At 66.5% G+C, this 14,640-nt stretch carries 20 protein-coding genes; 5 read left to right on the forward strand and 15 right to left on the reverse strand.

The features are described from left to right. The 7 genes from WC493_RS17700 to WC493_RS17730 all read right to left on the reverse strand — a co-directional run. The coding region (locus tag WC493_RS17700; RefSeq protein ID WP_373066963.1) for an aminotransferase class V-fold PLP-dependent enzyme at window positions 1–378 on the reverse strand (378 nt) is incomplete at its 3' end. Further along, on the reverse strand, window positions 375–1,112 hold the full coding sequence (locus WC493_RS17705; RefSeq protein WP_373066964.1) for an HAD family hydrolase: 738 nt from the start codon (window positions 1,110–1,112) through the stop codon (window positions 375–377). The genes WC493_RS17700 and WC493_RS17705, both read right to left, overlap by 4 nt. Further along, window positions 1,094–1,219, reverse strand: a complete 126-nt coding sequence (locus tag WC493_RS17710; RefSeq protein WP_373066966.1) for a hypothetical protein — start codon at window positions 1,217–1,219, stop codon at window positions 1,094–1,096. The genes WC493_RS17705 and WC493_RS17710 overlap by 19 nt, the downstream gene beginning before the upstream one ends. Continuing rightward, a complete protein-coding gene (locus WC493_RS17715; RefSeq protein ID WP_373066967.1) occupies window positions 1,209–1,700 on the reverse strand; it encodes a DUF934 domain-containing protein in 492 nt (163 codons plus the stop codon). The genes WC493_RS17710 and WC493_RS17715 overlap by 11 nt, the downstream gene beginning before the upstream one ends. Continuing rightward, on the reverse strand, window positions 1,687–3,342 hold the full coding sequence (locus WC493_RS17720; protein ID WP_373066968.1) for a nitrite/sulfite reductase: 1,656 nt from the start codon (window positions 3,340–3,342) through the stop codon (window positions 1,687–1,689). Before WC493_RS17720 ends, WC493_RS17715 begins: the two co-directional genes overlap by 14 nt. Before the next feature lie 10 nt (window positions 3,343–3,352). After that, window positions 3,353–3,652, reverse strand: coding sequence for a DUF2849 domain-containing protein (locus WC493_RS17725; protein ID WP_373066970.1), 300 nt, complete (start codon window positions 3,650–3,652; stop codon window positions 3,353–3,355). Window positions 3,653–3,797: 145 nt separating this feature from the next. Then, window positions 3,798–4,259 (reverse strand): Tat pathway signal sequence domain protein, encoded by a 462-nt coding sequence (locus tag WC493_RS17730; RefSeq protein WP_373066971.1) that lies wholly within the window; start codon window positions 4,257–4,259, stop codon window positions 3,798–3,800. A gap of 292 nt (window positions 4,260–4,551) precedes the next feature. Between WC493_RS17730 and aztA the strand changes: the two genes are divergently transcribed. Genes aztA through WC493_RS17755 form a run of 5 tightly spaced genes read left to right on the forward strand, consistent with a single transcriptional unit; the run spans window position 4,552 to window position 9,140 of the window. Beyond that, on the forward strand, window positions 4,552–5,307 hold the full coding sequence (gene aztA, locus WC493_RS17735; protein ID WP_373066972.1) for a zinc ABC transporter ATP-binding protein AztA: 756 nt from the start codon (window positions 4,552–4,554) through the stop codon (window positions 5,305–5,307). Between the two features lie 9 nt (window positions 5,308–5,316). Beyond that, window positions 5,317–6,189 (forward strand): metal ABC transporter permease, encoded by an 873-nt coding sequence (locus tag WC493_RS17740; RefSeq protein WP_373066973.1) that lies wholly within the window; start codon window positions 5,317–5,319, stop codon window positions 6,187–6,189. Between the two features lies 1 nt (window position 6,190). Then, window positions 6,191–7,075 (forward strand): metal ABC transporter solute-binding protein, Zn/Mn family, encoded by an 885-nt coding sequence (locus WC493_RS17745; protein WP_373066975.1) that lies wholly within the window; start codon window positions 6,191–6,193, stop codon window positions 7,073–7,075. 27 nt (window positions 7,076–7,102) lie between these two features. After that, the gene (locus tag WC493_RS17750; RefSeq protein WP_373066976.1) at window positions 7,103–8,062 is read left to right on the forward strand and encodes a GTP-binding protein; all 960 of its coding nucleotides are present in this window, start codon (window positions 7,103–7,105) and stop codon (window positions 8,060–8,062) included. After that, the gene (locus tag WC493_RS17755; protein ID WP_373066978.1) at window positions 8,055–9,140 is read left to right on the forward strand and encodes a WD40 repeat domain-containing protein; all 1,086 of its coding nucleotides are present in this window, start codon (window positions 8,055–8,057) and stop codon (window positions 9,138–9,140) included. Before WC493_RS17750 ends, WC493_RS17755 begins: the two co-directional genes overlap by 8 nt. Before the next feature lie 4 nt (window positions 9,141–9,144). On the opposite strand, the gene WC493_RS17760 is transcribed toward WC493_RS17755, so the two are convergent. The 8 genes from WC493_RS17760 to WC493_RS17795 form a co-directional block, all read right to left on the reverse strand. Continuing rightward, the gene (locus tag WC493_RS17760) at window positions 9,145–9,348 is read right to left on the reverse strand and encodes a hypothetical protein (protein WP_373066979.1); all 204 of its coding nucleotides are present in this window, start codon (window positions 9,346–9,348) and stop codon (window positions 9,145–9,147) included. Window positions 9,349–9,487: 139 nt separating this feature from the next. After that, window positions 9,488–9,955, reverse strand: coding sequence for a DUF4279 domain-containing protein (locus tag WC493_RS17765; RefSeq protein WP_373066981.1), 468 nt, complete (start codon window positions 9,953–9,955; stop codon window positions 9,488–9,490). 91 nt (window positions 9,956–10,046) lie between these two features. Then, window positions 10,047–10,286, reverse strand: coding sequence for a BolA family protein (locus tag WC493_RS17770; RefSeq protein WP_373066982.1), 240 nt, complete (start codon window positions 10,284–10,286; stop codon window positions 10,047–10,049). A 31-nt stretch (window positions 10,287–10,317) separates the two neighbouring features. Beyond that, window positions 10,318–11,160, reverse strand: coding sequence for a transglutaminase family protein (locus tag WC493_RS17775; protein ID WP_373066983.1), 843 nt, complete (start codon window positions 11,158–11,160; stop codon window positions 10,318–10,320). 88 nt (window positions 11,161–11,248) lie between these two features. Continuing rightward, window positions 11,249–13,444 carry a phosphoribosylformylglycinamidine synthase subunit PurL gene (purL, locus tag WC493_RS17780; RefSeq protein ID WP_373066984.1) on the reverse strand — a complete coding sequence of 732 codons (2,196 nt, stop codon included), beginning with the start codon at window positions 13,442–13,444 and terminating at the stop codon, window positions 11,249–11,251. Further along, window positions 13,444–14,136 (reverse strand): phosphoribosylformylglycinamidine synthase subunit PurQ, encoded by a 693-nt coding sequence (gene purQ, locus WC493_RS17785; protein WP_373066985.1) that lies wholly within the window; start codon window positions 14,134–14,136, stop codon window positions 13,444–13,446. The genes purL and purQ overlap by 1 nt, the downstream gene beginning before the upstream one ends. Then, window positions 14,136–14,375, reverse strand: a complete 240-nt coding sequence (purS, locus tag WC493_RS17790) for a phosphoribosylformylglycinamidine synthase subunit PurS (protein ID WP_373066987.1) — start codon at window positions 14,373–14,375, stop codon at window positions 14,136–14,138. The genes purQ and purS overlap by 1 nt, the downstream gene beginning before the upstream one ends. A gap of 82 nt (window positions 14,376–14,457) precedes the next feature. Further along, window positions 14,458–14,640: phosphoribosylaminoimidazolesuccinocarboxamide synthase (locus WC493_RS17795; protein WP_373066988.1), on the reverse strand; the 183-nt coding region annotated here is incomplete at its 5' end.

Raw genomic sequence — 14,640 nt, forward strand, 5'->3', positions numbered from 1 at the left:
ATTGGCGTGATGCTCGATCTCGCTGACCGCGACGGTATCGCCGGGCTGCAATAGGCTGCCGAAGCTGTGGGCCACGAGGTTGATCGCCGTGGTGCAGCCCCCGGTGAAGACGACCTCGCGGGGGGCCGCGTTCAGATAGGCGGCCACCGTCTCGCGCGCGGCGTCATAGGCTTCGGTCGCCCGTTCGGCCAGGGTGTGGACGCTTCGCTTCACATTGGCGCGCGCGCTCGTCTCATGGGTGATGACGGCGTCGAGCACGTCCTGCGGCATCTGGCCGGTGGCGCCATTGTCGAGATAGTGGAGGTCGACGCCGGGGCTCAGCGGGCGGCCCAGGATCGGGTAGCGGGCGCGCAGCGCCGCGGGATCGAAGCCGCTCACGGCGGACCGGCGAAGGCGGCGGTGAAGATCGTGTCCAGCGCCGTTTCGAGGTCGTCATAGTCGGGCAGCAGGCGCCGGGCCCCGGCGGCCCGCAGGCGCTCCGCCCCGTCGCCCGTGCCGATGCCGACGAAGCCGATGCCGAGTTCGCGCGCCGCCGCCACGTCCCAGACGCCGTCGCCGAGATAGACGCGGGTGTCGAAACCGTCGACCGCATGTTCCTCGGCGGCCCGGCGGCTCGCCACCTCGATGATGCCGGCGCGCTCGTCGTGGGCATCGGAAAAGGCCTTGGGCACCTGGTCGACGTGAAGGCGGGCGGCGGCCAGCTTGCGCTTGGCGGTCGCCGCGAAACTGCCGCTGGCCAGTGCTACGCCGACCCCGGGCAGGCCCCGCAGGGTGGCGATCAGCCGGCCGGCGCCGGTCACCTGCTCGAGGCGGAGGTCGTCTTCATAGAGATTGCCGATCGCGGCCTCGATCCGGGCCACGGCATCGTCGCCGGCCGGCAGGCCCAGGCGGTCGCCCAGGATTTCGCGGGCGATCCCCGAATCGGTCGAGGTCCGGTAGCGGGACCAGTCGGTATCGATCTCATGGTCGTGGAGATCGGCCCAGGCGCGGGCGATCAGGGCGTTGTCGTGGGCCGTCGAACGGATCAGAGTGCCGTCGATGTCGAGCAGGACGAGGAGGGTCGGCATGGTGGCGGCAGCATAGCCGCCTTTGGTCAGGCGATCATCACCCATAGCGCGACGATGCCGACCACGATCAGGGCCGCCGTCCACACCATGGGCGGAATGCCCTTTCCGCCGATGCCCGTTTCGCCGATGTCTGCTTCGCCGTCAGGCGCCATGCCGCTTCTCGAAGATGCTGGGGCCGCCCACCGCGGCCGGCTGATAATAGTTCGAGAACAGCTTGGGCGCCTCGTCGAAGGCGTCAAGCGGGAAGTCGTCGTCCACTTCGAAGGCGTCGATGCCGCAGCGGATCATGTTGAGGAGCTGGTCCCACAGCACGTCGCCGACGGCGCGGATCTCGCCCTCGAAGCCGAAGCGCTGGCGAAGCTGGGTCGCGTGGGAATAGGCGCGGCCGTCGCGGAAGATCGGGAATTCCAGCGCGATCACGGAAAAGCGCTCCAGATCCTCGGCCACCGTGGCGGGCGGCTCGTTCGACTTGAGCCGGAGGCCGAGGGGCGCGTTCCGGCCGACCAGCGTGTCCCGCTCGGCCTTGAAGCGGGCCAGCGAGACGATGACGGCGCCGCCTTCCGGCAGGTTCTCGTCGTCGGCGACCGTGGTCCAGCCGTCTTCGGCGACGGCGGCGTTCTTAACGAGCTTCATAGAGGGCAGCCTTGAAAGGAGCCATGCCGACCCGGCGATAGCAGTCGAGGAAGGCCTCGGCCTCGCCGGTCCGCAGGCGGAGATAGGTCTCGATCACGGTTTCCACGGCATCGACCAGCTTCTCGGGCGGGAAGCCGGCGCCGGTCAGGTCGCCCAGCGAGGCATCCTCGGTCGCCGAGCCGCCGAGCTGGAGCTGGTAGAGTTCCTTGCCGTGCTTGTCGACGCCGAGCACGCCGATGTGGCCGACGTGATGATGGCCGCAGGCATTGATGCAGCCCGACATCTTGATCTTCAGTTCACCCACCTTGTGCTGGCGCTCGAGATCGGCGAAGCGATCCTGGATCTCCTTGGCGAGGGGGATCGAGCGGGCATTGGCGAGATCGCAATAGTCGAGCCCGGGGCAGCAGATGATGTCGGACAGCAGGCCGATGTTGGCGGTGCCGAGGCCGGCATCCCGGAGCTGCTGCCAGACCGTGTAGACATCGTCCAGCTTCACGTTGGGCAGCACCAGGTTCTGCTCGTGGGTGGCGCGCAGCTCGCCCAGCGAATAGGTCTCGGCCAGGTCGGCGACCAGGTCCATCTGGTCGGCCGAAATATCGCCCGGGGCGACGCCCGGCGCCTTCAGCGAAATCGAGACGATGGCATAGCCCGGCACCTTGTGCGGGTGCAGGTTGGTGCGCACGAAATCGCGGAAGCCGCGGTCTTCGAATTTCTTCGCCTCGAAGGCGGTCGAAGTCGCGGGCAGGCTCTCGTAGGCGGGCGGGGCGAAATAGGCCTGGATGCGCGCGATCTCCGCGTCCGGCAGGGCCACGGTGCCGCGGATGCGCTGAAATTCCGCCTCCACCAGCTCGGCATATTTGGCGAGGCCCATCTCGTGGATCAGGATCTTGATCCGCGCCTTGTAGATATTGTCGCGCCGGCCGAGCTCGTTATAGACGCGCAGGCACGCCGTCGCATAGTCGAGCAGGTCCGCCTTGGCGACGAAATCCTTCAGCTTCTTGGCGATGATCGGGGTCCGGCCCATGCCGCCGCCGACCCAGAATTCGAAGCCGGTCTCGCCTTCCGCGTTCTTCACCACGCGGATGCCGATGTCGTGCAGCTTGATCGCCGCCCGGTCGTGCTCGGCCGCGGTGACCGCGATCTTGAACTTGCGCGGCAGATAGGAGAATTCCGGGTGGAAGGTCGACCACTGGCGGAAGATCTCGCACCAGGGGCGGGGATCCTCGATCTCGTCCTTGGCGACGCCGGCGAAGGGGTCGGAGGTCACGTTCCGGATGCAGTTGCCGGAGGTCTGGATGCCGTGCATCTCGACCGTGGCGAGGTCGGCCAATATGTCCGGTGTGTCGACCAGGCGCGGCCAGTTGTACTGGATGTTCTGGCGCGTGGTGAAATGGCCGTAGCCCTTGTCGTACTTCCGCGCGACATGGGCCAGCATGTGCATCTGCCGGGCCGACAGCGTGCCATAAGGAATGGCGACCCGCAGCATATAGGCATGGAGCTGGAGATAGAGGCCGTTCATGAGCCGGAGCGGCTTGAACTGGTCTTCGGTGATCTGGCCCTGCAGGCGGCGGGCGACCTGGCCCCGGAACTGGGCCACGCGCTCGTTCACCGCGGCCTGATCGAACTCGTCGTACCGATACATCGCAATTCTCTCAGGGCAGCGTCGCCTCGGCCTGTTTGCCGAGGTCGGTGCGGTTGCTGGGGCCGGCGGCACGGATCCTTTCGCGCACGCTGACCGGACGCGGCACGTCGCCTTCCAGGACGACCGGCATCAGATAGGCGCCGACCACCAGGCGCGCCTTCACGGCGGCGGCCGCCGCGGCGGTCAGGGCCGCTTCCGCCTCGGGCGTGTCGGCCAGGGCGGCATGGGCGAGGTCGCCGACCCAGGAGGACCCCACGGCCAGATAAACCACGGCGCCGTCCGCCAGCCTGTTCGCGGTCAGAACTTTCATCGCTGTCCATTCATATCGATATGACAGTTTGCTACCCGGACAGCGGCATTAAGTCAATATCTTCTTGGGTAATCAGATTTTATGCTAAATTTAAGTGTTATTTATGCGTGCGCCTCGCGAAGGGCGAAAAACCCTTCGCGATCAATCACATGAACAGTTTTGCCGAGACCCGGGTGGAGGGCTGCAGGCGCTTGCTGCACTCCGGCACTGCGCCGTCCGCACTGGTGCAAGCGATCACGTCGTTGATCAGCACGCTGCCGATGCGGCCGCAATCCTGGTTGTCGATGTCGAACAGCTTGACCGAAGTCTTGCCGGCGGGCAGGGGGGCCAGGCTGACGGCGATGCGCTTCTCGATCACCTGGTCCTGGTTGAACAGGATGAGGTCCAACTTCAGGTCGGTGATGTCCGGCCCGCCGGGGTTGGACAGCACGAGATAGGCGCGGCAGGCATTGGGCTGGGGTTCCAGCTTGTTCAGCTCGACCGTGATCGGGGCGGGGGCGGCCGGTTGTTCCGCATGGGCGGCGGCCGTCCCGAGGACGAGGCCGGCCGCAGCGAGGGCGGCGAGGGAAAGGCGGAAACGGCCGAAGGCGACGGTCGAAGGAATCATTCTGTCCTCGCACAAGACATACAGGCCAACGGGGCGAAGGATGCCGCCGCCCTGCGGCCCGACGCAAGCATGGCGCCAAATCGCCATGGCGAAAATGGGGCGATCGTGAATTCCATCACAGCGCCGGTTGACCTTTCGTGGAAATGTTATGTTATAACATCTCGTCTCTTGGGGTGATCTCGATCATGTCCGTCTTGCCGACCACCGTTCTGACATCGAGCGCGTTTTCGCGCGTGGGTGTCGCCTTCTGCCTGGTGGCCGTGCTGTGGGGGGCCGTGGTATGGGCGCTGGCGTGACCTCCGCCCCCGCGGTCGAGCTGCGCGACCTGACCGTCGCCTACGACCGCCATCCGGCCGTCCACCATGTGAACCATCGTTTCGCGCCGGCCTCGCTGACCGCGGTGGTGGGGCCGAACGGGGCCGGCAAGTCGACCCTGATCAAGGCGATCGCCGGCCTGCTCCGCCCGGTCCAAGGCGGCGTCACCACCGGCACGCTGAAGCGGCGCGAGATCGCCTATCTGCCCCAGCAGGCGGAGATCGACCGCAGCTTCCCGATCACCGTGGGCGATACGGTGGCACTGGGCCATTGGCGCCGGGTCGGCGTGTTGCGCGCCCTCGGCCGGGATCTGCGCGAGCAGGTCTCGCAGGCGCTGGCCGCCGTCGGCCTCGAAGGTTTCGAGCAGCGCCAAGTGGGTTCGCTCTCCGCCGGGCAGTTCCAGCGCGTGCTCTTCGCCCGCCTGCTGCTGCAGGATGCGCCGGTCATTCTGCTGGACGAGCCCTTCAACGCGATCGATGCCAGGACCACGGCCGATCTCCTCGCCCTGGTGGCGCGCTGGCACGGCGAGAAGCGGACGGTGATCGCCGTCCTGCACGACATGGAACAGGTGCGTGCCCATTTCCCCGAGACCCTGATGCTGGCCCGGGAAGTGGTCGCCGCCGGCCCGACCGAGCGCTGCCTGACGCCGGAAAATCTGCTGAAGCTCCGCCGCATGTCGGAACGCTGGCACGAGGATGCGGCGGTCTGCGAACCGGCGCGCCGGCGCGCCTGAGGCTGTCCCATGTCCGCGCTTCATTTCCTCTTCGGGCCTTTCGCCGACTACGCCTTCATGCGCCGGGCGCTGGTCGCCTGTTTCGCGCTGGCGCTCGGCTGCGGGCCGGTCGGCGTCCTCCTGATGCTCCGGCGCATGAGCCTTGTGGGTGACGCCATGAGCCATGCCGTGCTGCCCGGTGCCGCCGTCGGCTTCCTGATCGCCGGCTTGAACATCTGGGCCATGGGCCTCGGCGGGCTGATCGCCGGGCTCTCGGTCGCCTTGCTCTCGGGGCTGGTCACGCGCAACACGGTGCTCCGCGAAGACGCCAGTTTCGCCGGCTTCTATCTGATTTCGCTCAGCCTCGGCGTGCTCATCGTCTCGACCAAGGGCTCCAACGTCGATCTCCTCCATGTCCTGTTCGGCACGGTGCTGGCGGTCGACGATGCTTCGCTGCTCACGGTCGCGGCGATCGCCAGCCTGAGCCTTCTCGTGCTCGCCGTGATCTGGCGGCCGCTGATCGTCGAATGTTTCGACCCCGGCTTCCTGCGCGCGGTGGGCGGCGGTGGGCCGGTCTTCCACGTGGTCTTCCTGGTCCTCGTGGTGGTCAATCTGGTCGCCGGTTTCCAGGCCCTCGGCACGCTGATGGCGGTCGGCCTGATGATGCTGCCGGCGGCGGCCAGCCGTTTCTGGGCGGGCCAGGTCTGGTCGATGGCGGCGGTTTCGATCGTCATCGGCATCCTGTCCGGCTGGCTCGGCCTGCTGATTTCCTATTACCGCGACATGCCGTCCGGTCCCGCCATCGTGATCACCGCCGGTGTCTTCTACGTCGGCTCGATCCTGGCCGGGCCGCTCGGCGGCATCGTCTGGCGTTTCGTTCCCCGCCGTCATCTGGAGGCCTGAGATGTTGAAAGCCCTCGTCGTCGCCCTCGGCCTGGTCGCAACCCCCGCCCTGGCCGCCCCGGTCAAGGTGGTGGCCACCTTCTCGATCCTGGGCGACATGGTCGCCGAAGTGGGCGGCGAGCGCGTCTCTGTCACCACATTGGTCGGCCCGGACGGCGACGCCCATGTCTTCCAGCCGAGCCCGGGCGATGCCCGGGCGGTCGCCGCGGCCGACCTGATCGTCGAGAACGGACTCGGTCTCGAGGGCTGGATGGAGCGCCTGGCGGAGGCTTCGGGCTACAAGGGCCGGGTCGCCGTCGTCAGCGAAGGGGTGAAGCCCCGCACCATGGTCGAGGAAGAGGGCGGCACGCCGGAGACGATCACCGATCCCCATGCCTGGCAGGATCTCGGCAACGGCGAACGCTATGTCGCCAATATCGCCGCGGCGCTGAGCGCCGCCGATCCCGCCGGTGCCGCCACCTATGCCGCCAATGCCGCGGCCTATACAGAGAAGCTGAAGGCGGAGGATGCCAAGGTGCGCGCCGCCATGGCCGCCCTGCCGGCCGACCGCCGCCGCATCATCACGACGCACGACGCCTTCGGCTATTTCGCCGCCGCCTATGGCCTGGAGATCCTGGCGCCCGAGGGCATCTCGACCGATTCGGAAGCCTCGGCCGCCGGCATCGCCCGCCTGATCGAGCAGATTCGCGAGACCAAGGTGCCCGCGGTCTTCCTCGAAAACGTCACCGATCCCCGCATGATGCAGGAAATCGCCAAGGAAACCGGGGCGCGCATAGGGGGCACGCTCTATTCCGATGCGCTCTCTGATGCCAAAGGCCCCGCGCCGACCTATATAGACATGTTCGAAAACAATGTGGCGCAGCTCGCCGCCGCGTTGGGCTCATGACGATGGTTGAATTTGGGGAGTAATTCCATGGACCAGGTCCCCGTGACCGTCCTGACCGGCTATCTCGGGGCCGGCAAGACGACCCTTCTGAACCGCATCCTCACCGAGGAACACGGCAAGCGCTATGCCGTGGTGGTGAACGAATTCGGGGAGATCGGCATCGACAACGACCTCGTGGTGGAAACCGACGAGGAAGTGTTCGAGATGAACAACGGCTGCATCTGCTGCACCGTGCGCGGCGACCTGATCCGCATCCTGACCGGCCTGATGCGCCGCAAGGGCAAGTTCGACGCCATCCTGATCGAAACCACGGGCCTGGCCGACCCGGCCCCCGTGGCGCAGACCTTCTTCGTCGACGAGGACGTGCGCGCCAAGGCCAAATTGGATGCGGTCGTGACCGTGGTCGACGCCCGCAACATCGAGGCGCGCCTGGCGGATTCGAAGGAAGCGCGCGAGCAGATCGCCTTCGCCGACGTCATCCTGCTGAACAAGACCGACCTCGCCAGCGCCGAAGAGCTCGACCGGATCGAAGGCGAGATCCGCGAGATCAACGCCACGGCGGAAATCCACCGCACCAAGGATTCGGTCGTCGATCTTTCCAAGATCCTGGACCGCGGCGCCTTCGATCTCGACCGCATCCTGACCTTCGAGCCGGAATTCCTGAAGAACGGCCATGTCCACAGCCACAACGACGACATCGCCTCGATCTCGCTGACCGCGATCGATCCCCTGGACGAGAACAAGTTCAACCGCTGGATCGGCAATGTCCTGCAGACCAAGGGGCAGGACATTCTGCGCTCCAAGGGCATCCTGTCCTTCGCCGGGCAGGATGACCAATTCGTCTTCCAGGGCGTGCATATGCTGATGGACGGCGACTATCGCCGGCCCTGGGCGCCGGACGATCCGCGCATCTCGCGCATCGTCTTCATCGGGCGGAATCTCGACGTGCCGGCGCTGAAGGCGGGTTTCGAGGCCTGTCGTGCCTGAGTTCGGTTCTTTCCAGGACGAAGTCTACGCCGACCGCCTGTCCCCGAGCCGGGTCGACTGTTTCCCGCAGGAAGCCGGCATCCTCGGCTTCGTGATGGGGGCCGGGCGGCGCCTGTTCCTCTCGCTCGACGATGGGCGGCTCGCCCATGGCACGCTGGACGATCCGGCCGAATTCGTGGCCGTCGAGGCCCATGACGGGGTTTCCCTGGCGCTCTGCGCCGGACCCAAGGGCGGCGTCGTCTCCGGCGGGGACGACGGGCGCGCCATGCTGCTCTCCGATGCGGGCGAGATCACCGAACTGATGGCGCCGGGCAAGGAGTGGGTCGGCGCCGTCGCTGCTTCGCCCGCCTCGGGCCTGATCGCGCTCGGCACGGGCAAGACGCTCCGCCTCTTCGATACGGCGGGCAAGGCGCTCGGTTCGGCGCCGCCGGCCGCGACCACCATCATGGGCCTCGCCTTCAATCCCAAGGGCAAGCGGATCGCCGTCGCCGCCTATGGCGGGGCGACGCTCTGGTTCGCCGGCGGGCTCACGGGCACGGCCAAGCTCCTGCCCTGGAAAGGCAGCCACATTTCGGTCGTCTGGAGCCCGGACGGCCGCTTCGTGGTCACCGGCACGCAGGACAAGGAATTGCACGGCTGGCGTGTCGAGGACGAGGTCGACATGCGCATGTCGGGCTATGCCGCCAAGGTGAAGAGCTTCTCCTGGTCGGCCGACGGCCGCTGGCTCGCCTGTTCGGGGAGCCCGATCGTCACCGCCTGGGACTTCATCGGCAAAGGCCCCATGGGCCGCCCGCCGCACCAGTTCGGCGGCGGCGAGGAATTCCTGACCACCCATGTGGCGGCCCATCCGGCACTGCCCGTGGTGGCCGCCGCCTTCGAGGACGGCCGCATCGAAATGGGCCGCTTCGGCATCGAAGGCCAGGTCCTCCTGAAGGAAGCCGGCGGCGGCATGCCGAGCGGCCTCGCCTGGACCCCGGCCGGCGACCGCCTGGTGATGACCACCGAAGACGGCGAACTCTTCGTCATCGACCTCGACGACCTCAAGATCGCCGCGGAAGGGGCGAAGAAGCGGCGGTGACGCCCTATTCCGCCGCCTCGAGCGCGCTGGCGACCGCCTTCGGGTCGTGCAGGATGACGCGGAAATAGGCGGCGAGCGCCGTGTCCGGCTTGCGACTGCGGCCGCGCTCGATATCGCGGAGGCGGTCGGCGAAGGCCCGCTGGGGCAGGCCGGTCGCGGCGCGGGTGCGCTGTGCCAGGGCGGCCGCGGTGATTTCCGCGTCGGTCATCGCCTCCAGCCGGGCGCGCTCTTGCTCCGTCATGTTCGACGGGGCGCTGGGATCGAGCTTAAAGCGGACTATAGATCCGATCCTCGGGCCTGTTGGTGCGGCGACCATTGCCGACGTCGAACGCGAGAATTATGTGGTTCTATTTGTCGGCGATGACGGCAATCGTGAATCTGATCGGCGCACCCAATTTCGACAAGCCCTCCACCTGAGAGGCACTGAGCTCGAAGTCGCAGGTCCCGCCACCGTCTTTTTCTTCGTCCATCGCAACGAAAATATCGATATAGACCTCTTCAAGATCGTTAATAATTGATAAATTCTCTCGGCTGAAATTGATCTTGGATAATAAAGAATCTACGTGATCCGAAACACTGTCAGATCTGAAGTCTTTATTGGATTCGAAATCGGGATCGGATTTGATCGCCCACACGCCTATTTTTCTAATGTATTCTCGACCGTGGACGCCCGCCTGCCGCTCTCCCTTGCGTTGGGATCTATCGGGTGCTCTTCCCAGCGCCTCCGAGACAAGGTTGGGGTCGAGTTGGTCTCCGCGGAGATAGAGGGAGACCGATATTGTGCGTTTGGTTTCGTTGGTCCCTGAATTTCCCATCGGCTTGTCTTCCGGGATCTAGGGCATCGCCCGATCGAGGACTATTGCCGCGTATCAGGCCCCGACCCGAGACAGCGGCAGCATTCCGCCGTCACGCTTCCGGCGGGGCCTGGGTCTGGAGGGCGAGGGCGTGCAGCTCGCCGCCCATGGCGCCGCGCAGCGCCTTGTAGACCATCTGGTGCTGCTGGACCCGGCTCTTGCCTTTGAAGGCGGCGGAGGTGACCTGGGCGGCGTAGTGGTCGCCGTCGCCGCGCAGGTCCTCGACCAGCACCTCGGCGTCGGGAAAGGCCGCTTCGATCAGGCTCTTGATCTGTCCGGCTTCCATGGCCATGGCGGGTCTCCTTGAATCGCTGGGCTCCAGGCTAGCCGATCGCCCGGATCGCCTCAACCGTGGGGCGTTCGGCCACTTCCTCGGTCACCACCTTGAAGCCGGCGAGCCAATGATAGCCGAAGGAAGAGGCCAGCGGCACATCGGCGGCGTCGCGCCCGCGCGCCATCAGGACGCGGCCGATCCGGGGCTTCACGTGGCGGGCGTCGACCGGGAACCAGCGCCCGCCGAGATAGACTTCGAACCAGGCGCTGAAATCCATCGGGGTTTCTTCCGCCGGCACGCCGATGTCGCCCAGATAGCCGGTGCAATAGCGCGCCGGGATATTCATGCAGCGGCAGAAGGTGATCGCCAGGTGCTGGTAGTCGCGGCAGACGCCGGCCTTCTCGTTATAGGCGTCGAGGGCGGATTTGGTGGCGCGGGTCTGGAGATAGTCGAAGCGGAGGTGCTTCTGCACCCATTCGAGGATGGTCAGGACTCGGGGCCAGCCTTCCTTGGTCTTGCCGAACAGGCTCCAGGCCAGATTGGCCATGCGGTCGGTCTCGCAATAGCGGCTGCCCTGGAGATAGACCAGGGTCTCGTCCGGCAGTTCCTGGACCGGGATCTGGGGCATGTCGAGCGGCTGGGCCTCGGGCTTGCCGCTGTCCGAAATCAGCGTGGTGCAGGTCAGGCGGAGCTTGCCCTTGGGCGCCACCAAGCGGGCGCAGCGGTTGCCGAAACCGTCGTAGTAATAATGCAGGGGCAGCAGCGGGTCGGTCCTGATCTCGTCCGCCTGCAGGAGATCGCCCAGGCGCGAGGCGTGGACGTTCAGCATCAAGACCATGGGGGTCGGATTCGGCAGACTGTAACTGATGTCGTAGCCGAGACGGATTTTCATTCCTGTCTCCTTGCCTGACGTCGGTCAGGTGACGAAAAGACGACGCGGGAAACCCGGCGGGTTCCCCGCGCGCAGAAATCGTAAGCGGTCAGGATGCCATGTAACGGGGCAGCCAGCCCTCGAAGGCGTCGCGAAGGACGGCGAGGGGGGCCTTGTGGCCGCCGTCGACGCTGATCGCATCGCCGCCCGTGGTGCCGATCACGGCGACGGGCACGCCGGCCGAACGGGCCTGATCGAGAATGCTCTCGACCCGGTCGACCGCGACCGAGAGGAGGTAACGCCCCTGGTCCTCGCCGAACCAGAAGGCGTGCAGCGGCGCCTCGGTCTCCGGCGTCGCCAGGGTGGCGCCGATGCCGCCGGCCAGCGCCATTTCGGCGAGTGCGACCAGGAGGCCGCCGTCCGAGACGTCGTGGCAGGTGCCGACTTCGCCGTGGCGGATCAGTCCGCGCACGAAATCGCCGTTCCGCTTCTCGACCGCGAGGTCGACCGGCGGCGGCGCGCCGTCTTCCCGGCCGGCGATGTCGCGGAGGTAGATCGAGGCGCCGAGCCAGCCCTCGGTCTCGCCGACCAGCAGGATGGTCTCGCCCGCCGCCTTGAAGCGGATCGAGGCGGAGCGGGTATAGTCTTCGAGCAGGCCGATGCCGCCGATCGCCGGGGTCGGCTGCACGCCGGTGCCCATGGTCTCGTTGTAGAGCGAGACATTGCCCGAGACGACCGGATAGTCGAGCGCCAGGCAGGCTTCCGACATGCCTTCGATGGCGCCGACGAACTGGCCCATGATCTCGGGCCGCTGCGGGTTGCCGAAATTCATGCAGTCGGTGATGGCGAGCGGCAGGCCGCCCACCGCGGTGATGTTGCGATAGGTTTCCACCACCGCCTGCTTGCCGCCCTCTACGGGATCGGCGAGGCAATAGCGCGGCGTGCAGTCGGTGGTGATGGCCAGGCCCTTGGTGGCATGGTCGCGCACGCGCACCACGGCGGCATCGCCGCCCGGGCGCACGATGGTGTCGCCGCCGACCAGATGGTCGTATTGCTCGACGATCCAGCGCTTGGAGCAGAGGTCGGGCGTGCCGAGCAGCTTGACCAGGGTGGCGCCGAGGTCGTGCGAATGGGGCACTTCGGCGGCCAGCACTTCGGCCGGCTTCGGCGTCGGTTCCCACGGGCGGTCGTAGAGGGGCGATTCGTCGGTCAGCGGACCGACCGGAATATCGCCCACCACGGCGCCGCCATGCTTCAGCACCAGGTGGCCGGTGTCGGTCACCTTGCCGATCACGGCGAAGTCCAGGCCCCACTTGTGGAAGATGGCCCTGGCGGCCTGTTCCCGGCCCGGCTTCAGGATCATCAACATGCGTTCCTGGCTCTCCGAGAGCATCATCTCGTAGGCCGTCATATGGGTTTCGCGCTGGGGCACGTGGTCGAGGTCCAGCTCGATGCCGACGCCGCCCTTCGAGGCCATCTCCACGGAAGAGGAGGTGAGGCCGGCGGCGCCCATGTCCTGGATCGCCACGATGGCATCGCCCGCCATCAGTTCCAGACAGGCTTCGAGCAGCAGTTTTTCCACGAAGGGATCGCCGACCTGCACGGTCGGTCGCTTCTCTTCCGATTTCTCGTCGAATTCGGCAGACGCCATGGTGGCGCCGTGGATGCCGTCGCGCCCGGTCTTGGAGCCGACATAGACCACCGGATTGCCGATGCCGGCGGCGGCCGAATAGAAGATCTTGTCGGTATGGGCGATGCCCACGGTCATGGCGTTGACCAGGATGTTGCCGTCATAGGCCGCATGGAAGGTGCATTCGCCGCCGACATTGGGAATGCCCATGCAATTGCCGTAGCCGCCGATGCCCGCGACCACGCCGGAGACGAGGTGCCGCGTCTTCGGATGCTCGGGCGAGCCGAAGCGCAGCGGGTCCAGGATGGCGATCGGCCGCGCGCCCATGGTGAAGACGTCGCGGAGAATCCCGCCGACCCCGGTCGCCGCACCCTGATAGGGCTCGATGTAACTGGGGTGGTTGTGGCTCTCCATCTTGAAGACGGCGGCGAGGCCGTCGCCGATGTCGACCACGCCGGCATTCTCGCCCGGGCCGCAGATCACCTGCGGACCCTTGGTCGGCAGCTTCTTCAGATGCAGGCGCGAGGATTTGTAGGAGCAATGCTCCGACCACATGACGGAGAAGATGCCGAGCTCGGTCAGATTCGGCGTGCGCCCCATGATGCGGAGGACATGCTGATATTCATCGGGCGACAGGCCGTGCTCGGCGACGATTTCGGGCGTGATCTCGGTCATTACGCAAGCGCCTTGGCCAGACTGTCGAACAGGATGGCGCCGTCGGTACCGCCGACGACCGCCTCGGTCATGTTCTCGGGATGGGGCATCATGCCGAGCACGTTGCGACCCTCGTTGAAGACACCGGCGATATTGTTGATGGCGCCGTTGGGCGAGGCCTCGGGCACCACGTCGCCGTCTTCGGTGCAATAGCGGAAGGCGACGCGGCCTTCGCCTTCGAGGCGCTTCAGCACTTCGTCGTCGGCGAAATAATTGCCTTCGGCATGGGCCACCGGCACGCGGATCACCTGGCCCGGCTGGTAGCCGGCGGTATAGGCGCTGTTGGTCGCCTCGACGCGGAGATGGACGTCGCGGCAGACGAAGCGGAGCGAGGCGTTGCGCATCAGCACGCCCGGTACCAATCCGGCCTCGGCCAGGATCTGGAAGCCGTTGCAGATGCCGATGACATGGCCGCCCCTGGCCGCGTGTTCCTTCACCGCCCGCATGACGGGCGAGAGCGCCGCCATGGCGCCGCAGCGAAGATAGTCGCCGTAGGAGAAACCGCCGGGCAGGACGACGAGGTCGGTGCCCGCGGGCAGCTCGCTGTCGCCGTGCCAGACATAGGCGGGGGTGGTGTAGGACGCGCGCTTCAGGGCCAGCGCCACGTCCCGCTCCCGGTTCGAGCCCGGGAAGACGACGACGGCGGCCTTCATCACTGAAGCTCGATCGTGTAGTTCTCGATCACGGTATTGGCGAGCAGCTTTTCGCACATCGCCTTCACCTGTTCCCGTGCCTTGGCGGCGTCGGTCTCGGTCAGTTCGAGTTCGAGGAACTTGCCCTGGCGGACATCCTCGACGCCGGCGAAGCCGAGCGAGCCGAGGGCGCCGGCGATCGCCTTGCCCTGGGGATCGAGAACGCCATGTTTCAGGGTGACGTGGACGCGCGCCTTCACGGGATCACCTATTCTTTTGGAATCAAGAGGCGCGTCATCCCGACGAGGTCCCGGCTCGGGAGCCGGGACGACGCAACTCGAATTACTGCATCACCTCGGGGCCCTTCATGTCGCGCGGGCCGCCTTCCGGCAGGATCCCGAGGCGACGGGCGACTTCCTGATAGGCCTCGGCGGTGCCGCCGAGATCGCGACGGAAGCGGTCCTTGTCCAGCTTCTCGTTGGTGCGGATGTCCCACAGGCGGCAATTGTCCGGGCTGATCTCGTC

This window comes from Zavarzinia sp., assembly GCF_041650655.1.
Classification (GTDB): Bacteria; Pseudomonadota; Alphaproteobacteria; order Zavarziniales; family Zavarziniaceae; genus Zavarzinia.